19 protein-coding genes are annotated in these 17445 nt (G+C 65.2%); 5 read left to right on the top strand and 14 right to left on the bottom strand.

Features of this window, described 5'->3' with window-relative positions:
* Positions 1 to 7: 7 nt before the first annotated feature.
* From EEB19_RS13005 to EEB19_RS12940, 14 genes are all read right to left on the bottom strand, one after another.
* Positions 8 to 790: an SDR family NAD(P)-dependent oxidoreductase gene (locus EEB19_RS13005; protein ID WP_262365633.1), complete on the bottom strand. Its 783-nt coding sequence runs from the start codon at positions 788 to 790 to the stop codon at positions 8 to 10.
* 36 nt (positions 791 to 826) lie between these two features.
* Entirely contained in the window at positions 827 to 2767 is a 1941-nt protein-coding gene (locus EEB19_RS13000; protein ID WP_187586873.1) for an FAD-dependent oxidoreductase, read from the bottom strand.
* A 62-nt stretch (positions 2768 to 2829) separates the two neighbouring features.
* A complete protein-coding gene (locus EEB19_RS12995) occupies positions 2830 to 3270 on the bottom strand; it encodes a nuclear transport factor 2 family protein (protein WP_187586871.1) in 441 nt (146 codons plus the stop codon).
* 40 nt (positions 3271 to 3310) lie between these two features.
* A complete protein-coding gene (locus tag EEB19_RS12990; RefSeq protein WP_187586869.1) occupies positions 3311 to 3781 on the bottom strand; it encodes a nuclear transport factor 2 family protein in 471 nt (156 codons plus the stop codon).
* Positions 3782 to 3833: 52 nt separating this feature from the next.
* Positions 3834 to 4307 (bottom strand): nuclear transport factor 2 family protein, encoded by a 474-nt coding sequence (locus EEB19_RS12985; RefSeq protein WP_187586867.1) that lies wholly within the window; start codon positions 4305 to 4307, stop codon positions 3834 to 3836.
* An 82-nt stretch (positions 4308 to 4389) separates the two neighbouring features.
* Positions 4390 to 5424, bottom strand: coding sequence for an ABC transporter substrate-binding protein (locus EEB19_RS12980; RefSeq protein WP_187586865.1), 1035 nt, complete (start codon positions 5422 to 5424; stop codon positions 4390 to 4392).
* Positions 5415 to 6179 carry an SDR family NAD(P)-dependent oxidoreductase gene (locus EEB19_RS12975; protein WP_187586863.1) on the bottom strand — a complete coding sequence of 255 codons (765 nt, stop codon included), beginning with the start codon at positions 6177 to 6179 and terminating at the stop codon, positions 5415 to 5417. Before EEB19_RS12975 ends, EEB19_RS12980 begins: the two co-directional genes overlap by 10 nt.
* A gap of 30 nt (positions 6180 to 6209) precedes the next feature.
* On the bottom strand, positions 6210 to 7925 hold the full coding sequence (locus EEB19_RS12970) for an iron ABC transporter permease (RefSeq protein ID WP_262365632.1): 1716 nt from the start codon (positions 7923 to 7925) through the stop codon (positions 6210 to 6212).
* Positions 7922 to 9088, bottom strand: coding sequence for an ABC transporter ATP-binding protein (locus EEB19_RS12965; protein WP_187586861.1), 1167 nt, complete (start codon positions 9086 to 9088; stop codon positions 7922 to 7924). The genes EEB19_RS12970 and EEB19_RS12965 overlap by 4 nt, the downstream gene beginning before the upstream one ends.
* Positions 9085 to 9885, bottom strand: a complete 801-nt coding sequence (locus tag EEB19_RS12960) for an SDR family NAD(P)-dependent oxidoreductase (RefSeq protein WP_262365631.1) — start codon at positions 9883 to 9885, stop codon at positions 9085 to 9087. Before EEB19_RS12960 ends, EEB19_RS12965 begins: the two co-directional genes overlap by 4 nt.
* Complete coding sequence (locus EEB19_RS12955) at positions 9882 to 10922, bottom strand: ABC transporter substrate-binding protein (RefSeq protein WP_187586859.1); 1041 nt, start codon at positions 10920 to 10922, stop codon at positions 9882 to 9884. The genes EEB19_RS12960 and EEB19_RS12955 overlap by 4 nt, the downstream gene beginning before the upstream one ends.
* A gap of 6 nt (positions 10923 to 10928) precedes the next feature.
* On the bottom strand, positions 10929 to 11678 hold the full coding sequence (locus EEB19_RS12950) for an alpha/beta fold hydrolase (protein WP_187586857.1): 750 nt from the start codon (positions 11676 to 11678) through the stop codon (positions 10929 to 10931).
* Between the two features lie 319 nt (positions 11679 to 11997).
* Positions 11998 to 12372: a hypothetical protein gene (locus EEB19_RS12945; RefSeq protein ID WP_187586855.1), complete on the bottom strand. Its 375-nt coding sequence runs from the start codon at positions 12370 to 12372 to the stop codon at positions 11998 to 12000.
* Complete coding sequence (locus EEB19_RS12940) at positions 12369 to 12740, bottom strand: nuclear transport factor 2 family protein (RefSeq protein ID WP_187586853.1); 372 nt, start codon at positions 12738 to 12740, stop codon at positions 12369 to 12371. The genes EEB19_RS12945 and EEB19_RS12940 overlap by 4 nt, the downstream gene beginning before the upstream one ends.
* A 103-nt stretch (positions 12741 to 12843) precedes the next feature.
* Between EEB19_RS12940 and EEB19_RS12935 the strand changes: the two genes are divergently transcribed.
* Genes EEB19_RS12935 through EEB19_RS12915 form a run of 5 tightly spaced genes read left to right on the top strand, consistent with a single transcriptional unit; the run spans position 12844 to position 17414 of the window.
* Positions 12844 to 13632: an enoyl-CoA hydratase/isomerase family protein gene (locus tag EEB19_RS12935; RefSeq protein ID WP_187586851.1), complete on the top strand. Its 789-nt coding sequence runs from the start codon at positions 12844 to 12846 to the stop codon at positions 13630 to 13632.
* Between the two features lie 46 nt (positions 13633 to 13678).
* On the top strand, positions 13679 to 14053 hold the full coding sequence (locus tag EEB19_RS12930) for a Zn-ribbon domain-containing OB-fold protein (protein WP_262365630.1): 375 nt from the start codon (positions 13679 to 13681) through the stop codon (positions 14051 to 14053).
* Positions 14050 to 15198 (top strand): thiolase family protein, encoded by a 1149-nt coding sequence (locus EEB19_RS12925; RefSeq protein WP_187586847.1) that lies wholly within the window; start codon positions 14050 to 14052, stop codon positions 15196 to 15198. The genes EEB19_RS12930 and EEB19_RS12925 overlap by 4 nt, the downstream gene beginning before the upstream one ends.
* 51 nt (positions 15199 to 15249) lie before the next feature.
* On the top strand, positions 15250 to 16455 hold the full coding sequence (locus EEB19_RS12920) for an acyl-CoA dehydrogenase family protein (RefSeq protein ID WP_187586845.1): 1206 nt from the start codon (positions 15250 to 15252) through the stop codon (positions 16453 to 16455).
* Entirely contained in the window at positions 16452 to 17414 is a 963-nt protein-coding gene (locus tag EEB19_RS12915) for a phosphotransferase family protein (RefSeq protein ID WP_187586844.1), read from the top strand. Before EEB19_RS12920 ends, EEB19_RS12915 begins: the two co-directional genes overlap by 4 nt.
* The last annotated feature ends 31 nt before the right edge of the window (positions 17415 to 17445 follow it).

The raw sequence follows: 17445 nt of genomic DNA, 5'->3' as shown, positions 1-17445 counted from the left end.
GATCCGGTCAGACCGTGAATCGCCCGCCGTTGCTCAGCACCACTGCCCCCACGACGTTGGCCGCGCCGGCAGACGCCAGATAGAGGATCGTATCGGCCAGTTCCTCCGGGGAGGCGTATCCGCGTGCAGGGCCGGCTGCCATCGACGCCCGCACAGGGGCCGGAGTCCGTGCGGCCATACCGGTGTCGACCGGACCAGGTGCCACCGTGTTCACCCGGATTCCGAACGGCAGAACCTCTTTGGCCACCGACTGGGTCAATGCGTGGACGGCCGCCTTCGATGCTGAGTAATGGGGATAGCCGATGAGGGTGTCGAAGGCCGACGACGACCCGACAGTGACGACCGAACCACCACCGCGGCCGCGCATCACCCGCACGGCTTCACGCAGGACGTGAAACGTCCCGTCGAGATTGATCGCCATCACCCGTCGCCACATGTCGTCGGTCAGGCGCCCGATGACATCGACAGGTTCACCCGTGTCGCCGGCTTCGGCGATCCATTGCTTGCTGACCGGGTCGTCGATGCCTGCCGCGTGGACCACCACATCGATTCGGCCGCAGTCAGCCACCACGGTGTCGAACGCTTTCGCCACGAGTCCCGGGTCCGACACATCCACTGCCAACGCGATCGAGGCGGGGATGTCCCGGGCCACTGCGTCTACTGCCTCTTCGACCACGTCGAGCAGGTAGACGCGTTCAGCTCCACGCTCGGCCAGGGCACGAGCGGTCGCAGCACCGATACCCGATCCTGCTCCGGTCACCACGGCGAACACGCCTGCGAACTCCGACACCTTGTCTCCTTCCATGTCGTAGTGCTGGGCAGGCCGTCAGATCTCGGCCCCGACCCGGTAGCCCTCGGCGATCGCGTGCCCGATCCGGCGGGGTGTCACGCAGTCGCCGATCACGTCGAGCGACTTCTCTGCGCTGGTGACTCCGAGATCGAGGACCGGAACGCGCGACTGATGCCAGACCACAAGCGATTCGGGCAACACTGTCGACTCTCCCCCGAAGACCGGCTCAAGTTCGAGCGCACCCGAACCCGTCACCGGGGTCAGCGAATGCGCAACCCGCAGGCGCACTCCGGCAGATCCGAGTCGTCGCAGGAGCGGACCTGCACTCTCCGCGGGGACACGCGAGCAGAGCGCTGTCAACGGGGTCGTCAGCGTCACACGCCAACCGCGTGCGGCCAAGGCCTCGGCGGCGTTGTACGCGGGCCAGAAGCCGTCCCCGTCGTCGACCACGACGACGTCGCGCACGTCGACGCCGAGTGGATCGCCGACGATCACCTCATCCACCGTCGCAGTGACGCAGCCATCGAGCCAGAGCGGCGGTGGCGCGGCGACCGATCCGGTCGCCAGCACGACATGATCTGCGATGGACCGGATCTCGGCGAGATCATCGGCGCTGATCCCCGCTGCGAGATTCACGTCGACCTTGAGGCGGCGCATCTCGCTGCCCAGGTAGTCGATGACATCGATGAGCGAGCTGCGATGTGGTGATGCGGCCGCGGTCCGCACCGAGCCGCCGAGCTCAGGCGTCTTCTCGAACACCGACACCCGGTGACCCCGCTCGGCCGCGACGCGTGCTGCCTCGAGACCGGCCGGACCACCACCGATGATGTAGACGTCCTTCGGTGAGGTGGCCACCGAACCCACATTCGGATGGCGCCCCCGACCGACCTCGGCGTTGACCGCACAATGCAGGTGAGGATCGAACGCCCGACAATCCTGGTTGACACCCAGACACCCGCGGATCTCCCGCAGGCGGTTGCCGGCAGACTTGTTGGGTAGCTCCGGGTCTGCGATCAACGCGCGCGCCATGCCGACGAGATCGGCATGCCCGTGTTTGATGATGTGTTCTGCTGTGGCCGCATCTCGGATTCGCTGTCCCACCAACGTAGTCAGCCCGGTCGCCGCTCGTATGCGCGACGCCGAGGGAACCGCGACCGCGTCCGGCTGTGTCGAGTCCTTGACGTACGAACCACGGGTGCCGTGAGTGATACTGAGGTAGTCCACGCCGAGGCTGGCGAAGTATTCGGCGATCGGGACGCAGTCGTCGATGGTCATTCCGCCGGGGATCTCCTCCTCCCCGCTGAGCCGGACGCCGAGCGCCTTGCCGGGCGGCATTGCCGACCGCATCGCCTCCACCACCATCCGGCCGAAGCGCATCCTGTTCTCGAATGTCCCGCCGAAGCAGTCGTCGCGACGGTTGGTCAGCGGCGACATGAACTGCGCGACCAGATATCCGTGAGCGGCATGGATCTCGAGTCCGTCCACGCCCGCCGCCATCAGGTTCTCCGCCGACAGCCGCCACCCCTCGACGATGTCCTCGATCTCGCCGATCGACAGCTCGTGCGGCGGATAGGCGTCGCGAACCGTCTTGATCGGCGACGGCGCAACGGGTGGTGAGTCGGACTCGCCCCCGATGAACTCCCTGCCGAGGTGGACCAGTTGGGTGATCATCCGCGCACCGTGCCGATGCACGGCTGCGACCTTTTCGGCCGTTGCCGGGATCACGGCCTCCTGGTAGGCCTCCACGAGTTTGCGAGACCGAAGCGTGGTCGTGGGGTGCACCACGGTCGCACCGCCGACGATCAAACCGACTCCACCGGCGGCGAGACGGTCGAAATGCTCCACGTCGCCATGCGTGGGGACGCCGCCCTCGACGAGGCTTGTACCTGCAGGCAAAGCAACGAGGCGGTTCTTGAGCGAGATGTCCCCCAGTTGCAGGGGCGAGAAGACTTCGGGGAACTGACTGTTCGGTGACATGGATCTGCTCCTACGACGTCGCCGGCGCTCACGGTGTGCTCGTGACCGCCGGCGACCGTCTTTCAGTACGCGTCGAGTTGCGGCGGCATCAGCGGGCTGATGCGTCGGGTGGCGATGCGCCACCCGTCGGCGGTGCGACGGTAGGTGTCGGTGTTCATGCAGAAGCATTTGACGGTGGCGCCGTCCTTGTTGTGGCCGTCCTGCAGGAGATAGTTGCTGCCATGCGCGGCGTCGTCGCCGTCGAACTCGATGATGAAGTTGCTGAACAGATGCATCTGATCTGCCATCACTTCCTGGTTGTGGGCGAAGAACTCCCGGATCGCATCGGTGCCCGCGTAGCTTTCGAGACCCATGGGTCCGGCATCGAAGACCGCGTCAGGCGCATACGGTTCCATCAGTGCGTCCATGTCGAAGGTGTCAAGGCCGCGTGCGTACCGAGCCGACAGCATCCGGATGTCCTCGACATCGGCGGTGCGGTCGACCTGGATCGATTGAATTGTCATGGTGTCATTCCGTTCCGGTGATCGATGAGGGTCTAGGGGGTCATCCGGCCTGGCGATCCAGGAAGCCGTCGCCGAGCATGCGCTGCGGCCAGATGAAGTTGAGGCTCTGGCGGAGGATCTTCCATCCTTCGTCGGTGCGCGCGTATGACTCCTCGTAGACGCCGAGCCAGTACAGAGGGTTGCCGCCCTCACGCATCTGGTCGCCGGTGACGAAGTCCAGCAGGTACACCAGACCGGTGGCGGTGTCGTCGCCGGTCAGCTCGACGACGTGGTTCACCACCACATGCAGATTGGAGAAGTATCCGCTTGCGTAGAAGGGCTTCTCGGCCTCGGCGAAGTTCGACGCGAACTCGTTGCGGTCGGTCCAACTCCCGTACGGGCCGAACTCGCAGACGGCGTCAGGGTGGTACAACTCGACGAGTTCGTCGAGTTTGCCCGCGTCGAGGTAGGCCGAACCTCGGATGCGGAGCTGCTTGATGGTCTCGATCTCGAGCATTTCCTCGATGGTCATCTTTATCTCCTCTCGGTCCCCGACAACGGTGTGTGGTGAAACAGGACTCAGCTCACGGCCATCCCGGGACTGCTGGTCCGCGACCGCCAACTGCCGTGATGTACTCGGTGTTGGCGGGACGCTTTTCGCCCCAGACGATCTCGAAGACGAGGCGAGAGATCTTCCATGTGCCCTCGTGCCGGGTCAGCTCGTTGTGATACCGCGCGATCAGGTAGCACACGTCGTCATCGCCTGCGAACTTCTCGTATGAATTGTGGTACACGAGGGCGTTCGCGAGGTCGCCGTCGATATCGACGTGATAGACGCTGAGCATGTGGTGCTGCCACTCGCAGGTCTTGGTGAAGTCGGTCATCCACCCGATCACCGTGTCGGCGCCCTGCACCGGGTCGGCGTTACCGTACTGGGCCCAGATGTCGGGGTGCAGCACGTCGTGCAGTTGGTCCATCTGGGCGGAGTCGACCGCGGATGCATAGCGGTAGAGCACGTCCTCGATGGCCACCCGGTCGTCGATAACCGGTGTGATCATTCTTTCCATCGTGTTATTTCCTTTCCTGATCGGACGGCTCCACCAGAGGACTCGGCTCACCTGGCTGCCGCACGTATGCCCCTCACGGGGTGAACGAGGCCCGCCAGTCCTGCTGGAACCTCGTGATCGACCCCGGGGTGAGCGTCGCAGTGTCGGGCAGCGGGATATCCTGCGCACGCGCGACTGCTCCAGGGATGTCGGGTAGCGCCGACGCGTAACCGGTCGACAATGCGGTCTGGCCTTCTTTCGTTACCAGGAAGTCCGCCAGCACCTGTGCGGCGTTGGGGTGCGGTGCCGCGCTGAGTACGTGGCTGTACCACGGTGTTCCCCAAGCAGGTTTCGGCAGAATCCAGCCGACGGGTGCTCCGGCGGCCTGTTCACGCACGAGCGGCTGCACCATCGGCGTCGCAGCGATCTCACCGGAGTTCAACGCCTGCGCGACACCGAGTGCGCTCGGATACACGCGGGGATTCAGTGCGGCGAGGCGTGCGTTGAAGTCCGAACCCCAGTTCTTGTCGAAGAACCGGTACTCGTCGACGACAGCGGCGAACCCGGCAGGGTTGATGACGCCGATCTTCCCGCGCAGCGACTCGCTCAACAGGTCATCCGGTGCCTTCAGTCCTGCGGGGAGTTCATTGGTGTTCCATCCCAGCGCGAACACGGCCGCACTGACGAGGAAGAACCGGTCGTTGATGATGCTCTTGTCGCGCTCGTAGGCGGCATCATCGAAAGCGGGTCCGACGATCGGCGTCGAATACGCACCGGACTCGGCTGCGGCGGTGATCCACGCCGGGTCGGAGGACATGTGAACGTCGGCGGTGCCCTTGCCGGTTCGGCTCTCGGTCTCCACCCGAGGATTGATCTCAACGTCGGTGCCGCGCGTGTAGTCGAGGGTGATCTTCGGGTACTTCGCCTCGAATGCGGCCTTCAGCTTGGCGAGATTGTCCGGATGCTGGGTGGAGTAGAGGTAGACGCTGCCCTCCTGCTCCGCCGCCGACACCACCTGGGACCAGTCACCCTCCACGGGAACGGATGTCGATTCCGATGATCCGCAGGCCGCGGTCGCAGCCATGAGCACCGATGCGGCGACAGCGCCGAGGAGAGACTTCACGCGCATGTCCATCCTCCATCGACGTAGAGTTCGCTACCGGTGACGAACAGAGCGTCATCACCAGACAGAAACGCTACTGCCGCAGCGACATCCGCAGCTGTGCCCAGTCGCCCCATCGGGGTCTTGGCCACCATCGCCGCGTGCCGTTCGGTTCCTTCGTAGCGGGAGAGCAACTGTTCGGTTCCGATGAAGCCCGGGTGCACCGAGTTGACCCGGACTCCTCTCTCGGCCCAGTACAGGGCCGCGTTCTTCGTCATCGTTCGCACAGCCCCCTTCGCCGCGGCGTAGGCAACGCTGTTGCCCAGGCCGCCAACCGTGCCCAGGATCGAACACAGGTTGACAATCGATCCTCCGCCGGTGTTCTCGATCTGGGCGCCGGCATGTTTCATGCCGAGCCAGGTACCCGTCTGACTGATGTCGATGACTCGCTGGTACTTCTCGAGATCCTCGTCCACAACGCTCCCGAGACTGCCGATCGCGCCGTTGTTGACGAGGATGTCCAGCCGCCCGAAGCGTTTGCTGACGGTGTCGACGATTCGATGCCACTCGAGTTCGTCGGCGATGTCGAGATCGGCGACATCGTGACGTGCCGGCTCCTGCAACCCGGCTCGCAAGGCGTCCGTCGCCGTGCCCGCGACATCACTGATCATCACCGATGCCCCTTCGTCAGCCAATCTGCGCACGATCTCGACCCCGATACCGCCGGTCGCACCGGTCACCAATGCGACCTTCCCGTCGAGTCGGCTTGCCCCTACACCCATGTCGTCCTTCCGCGTATGCGAGTTGTCGGCCTAGAGCTTGCTCAGCACGTTGCGACCACCGACCGCCATGGCCGCACCAACGCCCACCGTGGTCACCGCCGTCATCAGCAGTGCCATCGCGGCGACCTGCGGGTAGGACCCGTTCTGCCACATGTCGTAGAGCAGGGTCCCCATGACCTGCGTGGTGGATGCGCGGACGAGCAGAGATGCCGCGAACTCGTGGGTGAGCAGGATGAACATCAGTGCCACGGCGCTGAGAATGGCAGGACGCATGAGTGGCAACATGATCCGGATGTTGGTCACCATCGGCGACGCCCCACTGGTCGCCGAGGCCTCGGTGTAGGTGTTTCCCAGTGCGAGCATCGCTGTCATCTGCATGCGCGTCGCGAACGGCAGCATCAGCACGATGTACACCAGGACGATGACTGTCCTTGTGCCGTACAGGATCAGCGGCGGCTCGGTGTAGGTGAGAAGGAAGCCGACACCGAAGATCACCGCGGGGATGCCCAGGGGAAGCGCCGTGATGAGGTCGCCGATCATCCCCAGGACCCGATGCCGCCTGCCGCGGACCAGCAGATTGGCCATGACGTAGCCGATCGGGATCAGGATGATCACCGCACCGAACGAGGTCACCACACTGGTGATCACGGATTCGATCACCGCCGGCGTGTCGAAGAGATCTCGGAAGTTGTCCAGGGTGAACAGGCTCCATGAGAGCGAACTAGACCAATAGGGAGTCAAGGAGACGATGATCAACCCGATCAGCGGGATCACCAGCGCCACCAGCGAGTAGATCACCAGCGTCGCGGTCGCCCAACGCGCCTTTCCCCCGGTCGGCGCGAACGCCTTGCCGCCATGGGTGACGAACCGACTCTGGTTGCCCAGGAGGAACTTCTGGACGAGGACCACGATGATCCCGAGGATCACCAGGGGTGATCCCGCGGCCGCGGCGGCGGCGAAGTCGCTCGGCGACTCCGAGACCCGACGGTACATGTCGGTGGTCAGGACGTTGACGCCGGTGTTCTGGCCCAACAACAGCGGTCCGGTGAACTGCCCGAGTCCGAGAAGCAACGCGATTCCGCCGCCGTAGATCAAGGACGGCCGTAGCAGTGGGAGCACCACGCGGAAGAAGACCCCCGTGGTCGACGACCCGCTGATCTGGGCGGCCTCGAGGTGTTCGGAACTGATGTTCTGCATGCCTGCGCTCACGAACAGATAGACGAAAGAGGTCAGCCCGAAGCCGGTGAGAATGATGATCCAGGGCACGGTGTACACGTCGATGGGTCCGCTGTCGGAACCGCTCCACCAGGGCAGCTTTCGCAGGAGCACGTTGAGGTAGCCCGGTCCCGGTGACAACAGGAACGCCCAGCCCACGATGTTGGCGACCGCCGGCATGACGATCGGGAGGATGGGCACGATCTTGAGGAAGCCCATCCGGGCGGGAAGCCGGCTGGCCGCGAAGGCGAGGAATGTCCCCAGCACCATGGCGATGATCAGTGACCCCAGCGCGAGGGCGATGGTGGTCCAGATCGTCTCGGCGATGTCGAAACGACCGTATTCGCTCTTGTAGCCCTGTGCGCCATCCTCGAAGGCGAGCGCCTGCAGCCTGATCATCGGCAGCACGACGAGGTAGGCCAGCACGGCGAGCAGAACCGTGTAGCCGATCCTGGACCGCCAGTGCGCGGGGATCGCAAACGACCGAGCCGATGTCGAGGAGACCGGACCGGTCGGCGTCGCGACTGTCATGATGCGACCTTCGACGCGGACTTCGCGGTCGCCGAGACCCGATCCACCGTGGCATCGGCTGTCGCGGCGAAGACACGAAGCGCCGACGGCGCGAAGCTGACCACCACCTTGTCACCCGGTGCGCTCTTCTTCAGCGCCCCGGCATGTTCCGTGGCCGGGGCACGCAGCATGAGTTGGTCGTCGCCGGTGCGAACGGCGACGTCGTAGTAGCGGCCGCCGTACTCGAAATCGACGAGTTCGGCGTGCAAGACGATGTTTCCCGCAGGTACCTCGTTCTCGCCGCTGTGGAGATGGAGGTCGTCGGGACGTAGCCGCGCCACGGCCTCGGTACCACCCTCGGGCACGTCGCGAACGATCGCACGCGACAGGTCAACAGGTTCACCCGTGGTGGTTTCCCACCCGTTGTGGTTGCGTCGGAGTTCGATTCGGTTGGCCATGCCGATGAACGCCGCGACGTATTCCGACACCGGGAACTCGAAGACCTGATCGGGCTCGTCGTATTGCTCGATCTTGCCGGCCTTCATGATCGCTATGCGATCGCCGAGGGCGAAGGCCTCGGACTGATCGTGGGTGACGAACACCGCGGTGAAGCCCAGTCTGCGGTGCAACTGGTGGATCTGGGAGCGCACCTGATCACGCAGCCGGGCATCGAGGTTCGACAACGGCTCGTCGAAGAGCACCAGATCCGGACGCGAGACCAGCCCACGGGCAACCGCGACACGCTGCTGCTGTCCGCCGCTGAGCTGGGACGGATATCGGTCGAGCAGCCCCTCACAGTCGACCATGCGCGCGGCCTCCTCGACCGAGCCGCCGCGCAACGCGTCCCGCATCTTGCGGACCTTCAGCGGATAGCCGATGTTCTTACGCACCGTCATATGCGGCCAGAGTGCGTACGACTGGAAGACCATGCCGATGTTTCGCTTGTGCGCAGGAACATTCACCTTGTTGTCGGCATCGAAGACGATGTTGTCCTTGAACGCGATGGTTCCGCCTTGCGGCGTCTCCAAGCCGGCGAGGCAGCGCAGCGTCGTCGTCTTTCCACAACCGCTCGGGCCGAGCAGCACCAGGAATTCGCCGTCTTCGATGGGTAGTTCGAGATCGTCGACCACGACGTTCTCGCCGTACTTCTTCACCAGACCGTTCACTGCGAAATGTGATGTCACGAGGAGGTCTCCGCATTCTTCTTGGGTGTTCGTGCTCCGGCCCCGGTGCCGCCGTCGACAAGGAGGTCGACCCCGGTGATGTAACTGCTGCGGGGCTCCGCGAGGAACACGATCACCTCGGCCACTTCGGTGGGTGTGCCGCGTCGCTGCATCGGGATGCTTCGGACATAGCTGTCCATGTCGTCGGCGGCGAAGTCGGGTGTCGCAGTGATCTCGGTGTCGATGCTGCCCGGACAGACATCGTTGACGCGGATGCCGCGTTCCGCCAGTTCGATCGCGGCCACCCGGGTGAGAGCACGCACCCCGAACTTGGAGGCGCCATAGGCGCCGAGTTCGGCGGTCGCGAGCACGCCGCGCAGCGACGAGATGTTCACCACCGCACCGCCTTTGTTCATGTGTCGTGCAGCCGTGCGCACGCCGAGGAAGGTTCCGACGAGGTTGAGGTCGAGCATGCGCCGGAACGAGCCCACCGTCGTCTCCGCTATCGGGGCCTTGATCGCCGCTCCAGCCGAGTTGACGAGGACTGTCAGGGGCGTTCCCTCCGCGGCCATGTCGGCGGCCACCGACTCCCATGCATCTTCGTCGCGGACGTCGAGGACTCGGAACCGTTCGGCTGCACCGTAGGTCGCCGCCGCCGCGAGTCCGCGTTCGACGTCGACGTCGGTCGGGTAGACCGTGGCGCCACGTTCGGCGAAGAGGGAGGCAGTCGCCGCCCCGATCCCATTGGCTGCGCCGGTGATCAGAACTCCGGCGCCCTCGAGGTCACCCGACAGGCATCCCGGGCGTGCCGGGGTCACGGCTGGAATTCCTTGGCCCAGTCCTGGGAGTACTGCCGCACCTTGTCGGGTGTCAGGTCGTCTGTCTGGGGCAGAGCGATGTCCTGGGCGCGCGCGACCGCGCCGGGGATGTCCGGCAGCACTGCGGCGTAGCCGGAGTTCAAGGCGATCTGCCCTTCTCGGCTGACCATGAAGTCGACGAGCACCTGCGCGGCATTGGGGTGCGGAGCCACCGAGAGCGCCTCGGTGTACCAGGGTGTGCCCCATGGCGACGGCGGAAGCGCCCAGTTGACCGGAGCACCCGCGGAGACCTCGGTCACCAGAGGCTGGACCGACGGTGTCACCGAGATCTCACCGGAGGTCAACGCCTGGGCGATGCCGAGAGCACTCGGGTACACACGTGGCTGCAGTTCTGCGATCTGCTGCCAGTAGTCCTCGCCGTAGGTCTTTGCGTAGTAGCGGTACAGATCCACATACGATGCGATGCCCGTGGGGTTGACCACGCCGATCTTGCCGCGATAGGCGGGATTGACGATGTCCTGCGGAGTCTTCAGTCCGCCCGGCACCGCGGTGGTGTTCCAACCCAAGGCGAAGACGGCCGCGCTGGTCAACGCGAACTTGTTGTCGATGACGCTCGTGTCGGGCTGATAGTCAGGCGCCTTCAGGGATGGTCCGACGAGATCGGTGGAATATTGCCCGGACTCCGCGGCGGTCTTGATCCACGCGGCGTCGGTGAGCATGTGGACGTCGGCGATGCCCTTGCCGGTCTTGTTCTCCGTCTCGACCTTCGGGTTGATGTCGGGGTCCGTTCCGCGGACGAACTCCATGGTGATCTGCGGATACTTCTTGTTGAATGCGGTCTTGAGTGCCTCGAGGTTTGCCGGCTTCTGACTGGAGTAGAGCATGACGCTCCCCTCCTCGTTTGCTGCGGCGACAACGTCGTCCCAGCTGCCGTCGACCGGACCGGATGCTCCCGATCCCCCGCCACCGCATGCCGCGACGACTGTCACCGTGGCCGCGGCCACGGCCGTCGCGAGTGCGCGCTTGAAAGCCTTCATCTGTTGTCACTTGCCTTTCGTGGTGGCCGGCGTTGCAGCCATCGAGGACGATGCTGAGATCGAGTTCAGTAGCGCAGCAGTCTGTTCCGGGATGGAGACCATGGCCATGTGGCCGGAGTCGAGGTATTCCACATTGCCGCCGACGAGACCGACGGACCGCTCCTGGAGGTCAGGGGTGTAGCAGTGGTCGGTGCTCAACCTGACGTAGGTACGCGGTACGTCGGCCGCGAGACCGGACAGGTCGACCTGCTCTTCGAGCAGTGCGGCCGAGTCGTCGATGACCTGATCGGCGGTCCACTCGGTCTGCTCCGGAGTCATGCCGTTGCAGAGCATCGCGATCGCGGCTGCTCGATCCTGGTGGTAGACGCCGTCGATGATGCACGCGCGAACCGCCTCGCGGACCGACGGATCGATCTGGTCGATCACGCGTGTGCCATCTGGTGGTACGACGGCGGACAGGAACACGACGTGGGCAAGTCGGGGAGCCAACGCCGCCATGACCCTCGGTACCGAGACACCCGCAAAGGAGTGGGCGACGAGCACGATGCGGTCGTCACCCTCGCCGGCACCCGCGGCCTCGACGTCGTCGAGAATCGCCCGGGCGCAGTCGTCGAGCGTCACGCCCCGCACGTCGACGTCGGCGCGGCCGCCCCGTCCCGGAAGATCGACCGCGACCGACAGGTCGTCGAGAAGCGGGACAAGGCGATCCCAGCAGGACGCTCCCATCCCTGCACCGTGGACCAAAACGAATGACATGCTCGTTCCTTCCCGAAACTGAACTGATCTCAGTTCTGCAACTTAGTGAGATATCCAAGTGATGTCAATCACGAATCCGCGCGGTCCCGAATCGGACCACACCGTGGCGCCGGACACTTGGCCGAGTCGGACATATCGATCCCCGTGGTCCCGGCAACCTGCTGGTCGGGGAGCCGCCAGGCGAGGCCGCGTATCGAGACCACCGGAGGCCGACGTCGAAACGCCCATCCGACCGAGCGGCCCCGGGACGAACCGCACATGAAAGCGCCCCATGCCCCGGTTCGCGGACACGGGACATGGGGCGCAAGTCATCAGGAGGTCAGGCGAAGGAGACCTCGGGAGTCCGGGCGATGAGGAGCCGGCGCACCTTCCCGGCCCCGTCGATCTGCGCGGTCGAGGTGAACGACGCCTCGAACGCGCCGCCCCTGGTGGTGCGCCCGAGGACCATCTCGTGCCCGGATTCGGTGACGCCGAGGTCGATGTGATGGATCAGGGTGCTCTTCTCCCGCTGCGCGAGATAACCGATGAGGCCTTTGCGATCGCCGACGAACTCGGCCGACTGGCCGGCCCCCTTGGAGAACTGCACCGACATCACGAAGTCGTCGGCAATCATGCCGAGGACGCGATCCGGGTCATCGGAATCCATGTACTCGAACCACTGCGCGAGTACGGGCGTCGTCGTGGTGGCGGTCATCGACCCTCCTCCGTCTCGGCGACAAGCGCGAAATCCGCGCTGAACGTCACCTGGTATCGATCCACGAGGCCGTCGGCCCCGACGTGCATGACGCCGACGAAGTAGCCGGTCGTCACGGTGTGGCCGTGCTCGGTGACCTTGCCCTGCGCGAACTCCAGGTCGCGGTCGGCCGCCGTACGCAACAGGACGTGCTTGCGGTCCACCGGCGGACGGTTCGACAGATAGTGCAGCATGCGCTCCCGTCCCTGATCGCGGTTCTCGCCGGTCGGCAGGACCATCGTGAACTCGACGTTCTCGGCGAGCATGGCCACCGCGTCGTCGAGTCGTCCATCGTCGAGGGTGGCGTAATACTTTTCGATCACACTCATAAAGTGAACTTAGTTCAGTAGGGTTCCGGATGTCGAGTATTGACTTCGCATAACCCGCCCGCTACAACTGAAGTGAATCCAGTTCAATTACCGAGGAGCACCCATGATCGACACCGACCACATCATTCTCGAGAAGGACGGGCCCGTTGCCCGCGTCTGGCTCAACCGTCCGCACAAGAAGAACGCCGTCACCCCCGAGCTGCTGCACCGGCTCGACGAGATCATCGTGGAAGTCGACAACGATCCCGACCTGCTCGTCCTGGTCCTGCGTGGCAAGGGAAACCAGTTCTGCTCGGGCTTCGACCTCGACATCCTGCTCAGCGACTTCGTCGGCACCACCAACGCCATGGACGTCGCCGTGCTATCGGCAAAGGTCTGTGACCGCCTGTACTCGATGAACACGCCCTCGGTTGCCGTCCTGGAGGACTACGTCACTGCCGGCGGGTTCGAGCTGATGATCTCGTGCGATTTCGCGATTGCTGCCGACGACGCCAAGATCGGCGACTTCCACATCCGTCGCGCGCTCTTCGGTGGTGCGGGTCCCATCTACCGCCTTCCGCGCATGATCGGCATCCGCAAGACCAAGGAACTGATGCTGACCGGCAAGCTGCTCTCCGGCAAGGAAGCCACCGACTGGGATCTGATCAACGCGTCGGCGCCCGCGGCCGAACTCGACCAGCTCGAGGCCGACTTCATCGCACCGCTCATCGACAAGAGCCCGTTCGCGATGAAGCTCACGAAGATGACCATCGACCGCGGACTCGATGCCGACATCCAGTCACTCATGGTCATGGAGCATCTCGCCGTCGGCAACGCACTCCAGTCCGAAGACGCGAAGGAAGGCGTCAACGCGTTCCTGAACAAGCGCGAGCCCAAGTGGGTCGGTCGCTGAGCGACTGAGCAAGAACATCACGACAACGAACTGGATGGGACGGGACATGACGGGAGTGAGCCTGCTCGGCTCGGAGTGCACCACCTGCGGCACTGTCGGATTCCCGGCGAGCGCGCACTGCGCGCGCTGCGCCACCGCGACCGCGGCGCCGCGAGAGCTCACCACTCGCGGCCTGGTGTGGACCTACACGGTGCAGCGATTTGCACCGAAGTCGCCCCCGTATGTCCCGCCTCCCAACGGTTTCGAGCCCTTCGCGATGGGCTACGTCGAGCTACCCGAGGGAATCCGGATCGCCGGCATTCTCGAATCGGACACCTTCGACGGGCTGATGGGCTCACCGGCAGTCCTCGTCGCCACCGAGCCGGTGCCGCGATTCGTGGTCCAACCCGACGGCACGACACACACGGAGGTCGAGGGATGAGCGAAGTCAACGTCATCGGGGCCGGCCTGTCCAAGTTCGGTCGGCAGCCGGGTATCACGGGACGGCACATGGCCGTCACCGCGATCGACACCGCGCTTCGCGATGCCGGGATCACCTGGCCTGATGTCCAGATCGCCTTCGGCGGCAGCGACGGTTCGGGATTGGCCGACACCCTGGTCGCCGAGTTGGGCTTCACCGGAATCCCCTTCACCAACGTCAAGAACGGCTGCGCCACCGGGGGGAGTGCTTTGGTCTCCGCGGTCAACGCCATCCGTGCCGGTGCCGCCGACATCGCACTGGCCGTCGGATTCGACAAGCACCCGCGTGGCGCCTTCGACCCACTACCCGCCGAATGGGGTCTCCCCGAGGGATATGGCGAAGCCGGCCTGATGGTCACCACACAATTCTTCGGTTCCAAGATCGCCAGATACATGGACCTACACGGCATCACCGTGGACACCCTCGCGAAGGTGGCGGAGAAGGCCTACCGCAACGGTTCCCGCAACCCCAACGCCTGGCGGCAGGACCCGATGTCGGCGGAGCAGATCCGCAACGCCGACATGGTCAACGACCCGCTCACCCGTTACATGTTCTGCTCCCCGGGGGAAGGTGGCGCCGCGATCGTCGTCGCCAGTGAGGCCGCCACCCGCCGCCTCGGCATCTCGCCGGTCCGCGTCCGCGCCATCAGCCATCGAACCCGCCGTTTCGGATCCTTCGAGGTCTTCAGCCCCGCGGTCCAGGGCACGAACGATCCGGTGAGCGTCAGTTCCGACGCCGCCGCCGCTGCATTCGAGCAGGCCGGCATCGCGCCCGGCGACGTCGACGTCGCCCAACTCCAGGACACCGAATCCGGCGCCGAGATCATGCACATGGCCGAATGCGGCTTCTGCGACGACGGTGATCAGGAGAAGTGGATCGCCGAGGGGCTCACCGAGATCGACGGGCGACTGCCCGTGAACACCGACGGGGGCTGCATCGCCAATGGCGAACCGATCGGCGCATCCGGCCTCCGGCAGGTCCACGAGATCGTCACCCAGTTGCGCGGATCGGCAGGTGCACGGCAGGTGCCCGGCGATCCGAAGGTCGGCTTCACCCACGTCTACGGCGCACCCGGCATCAGCGCATGCACGGTGCTCACCGTCTGAGACGACGTCGATGACCGGCACCGCCATCACCCTGACACCGAACGGATCACGATGACCACCACCCTGCCCGACCTCTCGGTCTTCACCGACGAGGCGCGCGCATGGCTCGCCGACATCGCACCGCGGCGCAGCGAGAAGGTCTGGGGTGAGGGCAGCGACTCGGTCGCTGTCTTCGAGAACTGGACCGCCGACGAGGAGCGCGCACACACCGACGAGATCATCGCCTACGAACGCGCCAAGTTCGATGCCGGCTGGGGCGCGCTGACCTGGCCTGCCACCTACGGCGGCCGCGGTCTGTCCCTGGCCTACGAGCTCGCCTTCCGTAGTGTCGAAGACGAGTTCGAGGTTCCCAGACGGACCGAGATGTTCTCGGTGACACAGCAACTCGTCGCACCCACGGTTGCCCAATGGGGCACGCCCGATCAGTGCGAACGCTACGTCACGGCGATGTTGCGCACCGACATCATCGCCTGCCAGCTGTTCTCGGAGACCGAAGCGGGCTCCGACCTGGCCGCGGTCAGATCCAAGGCCGTGCGAAGCGGTGACGGCACCTGGACCCTCAACGGCCACAAGGTGTGGACGTCCGGTGCCCGCGTCTCCGACTTCGGCGTCGCCGTCTGCCGTACGGACCCAACCGCCCCGAAACACAAGGGCCTCACAGTATTCCTCGTCCCGATGGATGCACCGGGGGTCACGATCCGTCCGATCCGCCAGATGACCGGCGGCTCGTCGTTCAACGAGGTCTACCTCGAGGATGTCCATCTCGACGACGAGTACCGGCTCGGACCGGTCGATCAGGGCTGGTCGGTGGCACTCACCGTGCTGGCCGCGGAGCGACTCGACGGAGCCGGATTGGGGCTGGCCAACGCCGACCGTGCCGTCGAACTCGCGACCAACCTCGGTCGCCCCCTCAACGAGATCGAGCGAGACCGGGTCGCCGACCTGATCACCCGTGCTTTCGTCCAGCGAATCGCCGGTATGCGTGTCGCGCAGGCAATGGTCAGCGGTGCGGAGCCCGGCCCCGAGGCGTCGATGGGCAAACTCCTCGCAACCGACACCATGGCGCGCACAAGCGAAGTCGCAAGGCTGCTACTCGGCACCGACCTCATCGCCGACGGAGGATCGTGGGGACACTTCGCGTGGACCGAACACGTGCTCGGCGCGCCCGGATATCGTATCGCCGGCGGCACCGACGAGATCCAGCACAACATCATCGCCGAGCGTGTCCTCGGCCTGCCCAAGGAGCCGCGAGCATGACCACGGCATTGGAACAACGCGTCACCGAACGCCTGCGCAGCGGTCACGGCTTGCACGTCGAGTCGTTCGACACACTTCCTGGCGGGCATTCCGGCCTCACCTATCGCGTCCGCACCGACGGCGGCGACTACGTCGTCAAGGCGGTGCCCGAAGGCCAACGTTCGATCGGCCGGCACGACATGCTCCGGCAGGCAACAATTCTCACAGCTCTCGCCGACACCGACGTGCCCGTCCCCCGCGTCCTGGAGATCGACCGCGCCGAACCCGCCTGGTTCGCCATGGAATTGGTGGCAGGTGAATCGCTGGAGCCGGTCCTCGACGACCCGCCGGTCCCGGCCGAACTCGCCGCCGCTCGCATGCTGCGGGCAGCGGAAATCCTCCCACGCCTGCATCGGGTCGAGGTGACCGGGATTCCCGACACCGGTCCCGTCCTGAGTCCCGCCGACGAGTTGGCGCGCTGGGCCAAGACCCTGAACGCGGTACCGCCGGAATTGGTGCGCGGCGGCCAGCAACTCCTGGACATGCTCACCGCCACCGTGCCCGACCCGGTCACCCCCGTCCTCGTGCACGGCGATTACCGCCTCGGCAACATCATCTCCAACGCGCGCGAACCGGCGGCGCTGATCGACTGGGAGATCTGGAGCATCGGTGACCCCCGCGTCGAACTGGGTTGGTTCCTCGTGTTCGCCGACGGCACGAACTTCCCGGGCGTGGGCCGCGAGGTCCCGGGACTCCCGTCCGCCGAAACACTGGTGGCGGCCTACCTCGACGGCGGACCCGACTTGCCCGATCTCACCTGGTTCGACGCCCTCGGCCGGCTCAAGATGGCCGCCATCATGGGCCACAACCTCCGCCGTCATCGCGAGGGCCGACATCACGACCCCGATCAGGAGAAGCTGCCCGCGACGATCAACCGCCTCATCGAGACGGGAACCGCCCTGATGGCGACGATCAGCTGACACCCGATCCCAGCCCGCACCCGAAACCTCA

The sequence above is a fragment of the Gordonia sp. OPL2 genome (genome assembly GCF_003797825.1).
Taxonomy (GTDB): Bacteria; Actinomycetota; Actinomycetes; order Mycobacteriales; family Mycobacteriaceae; genus Gordonia.
Note: the sequence above shows the minus strand (reverse complement) of the source record. Positions and strands in the feature narration are given on the sequence as shown.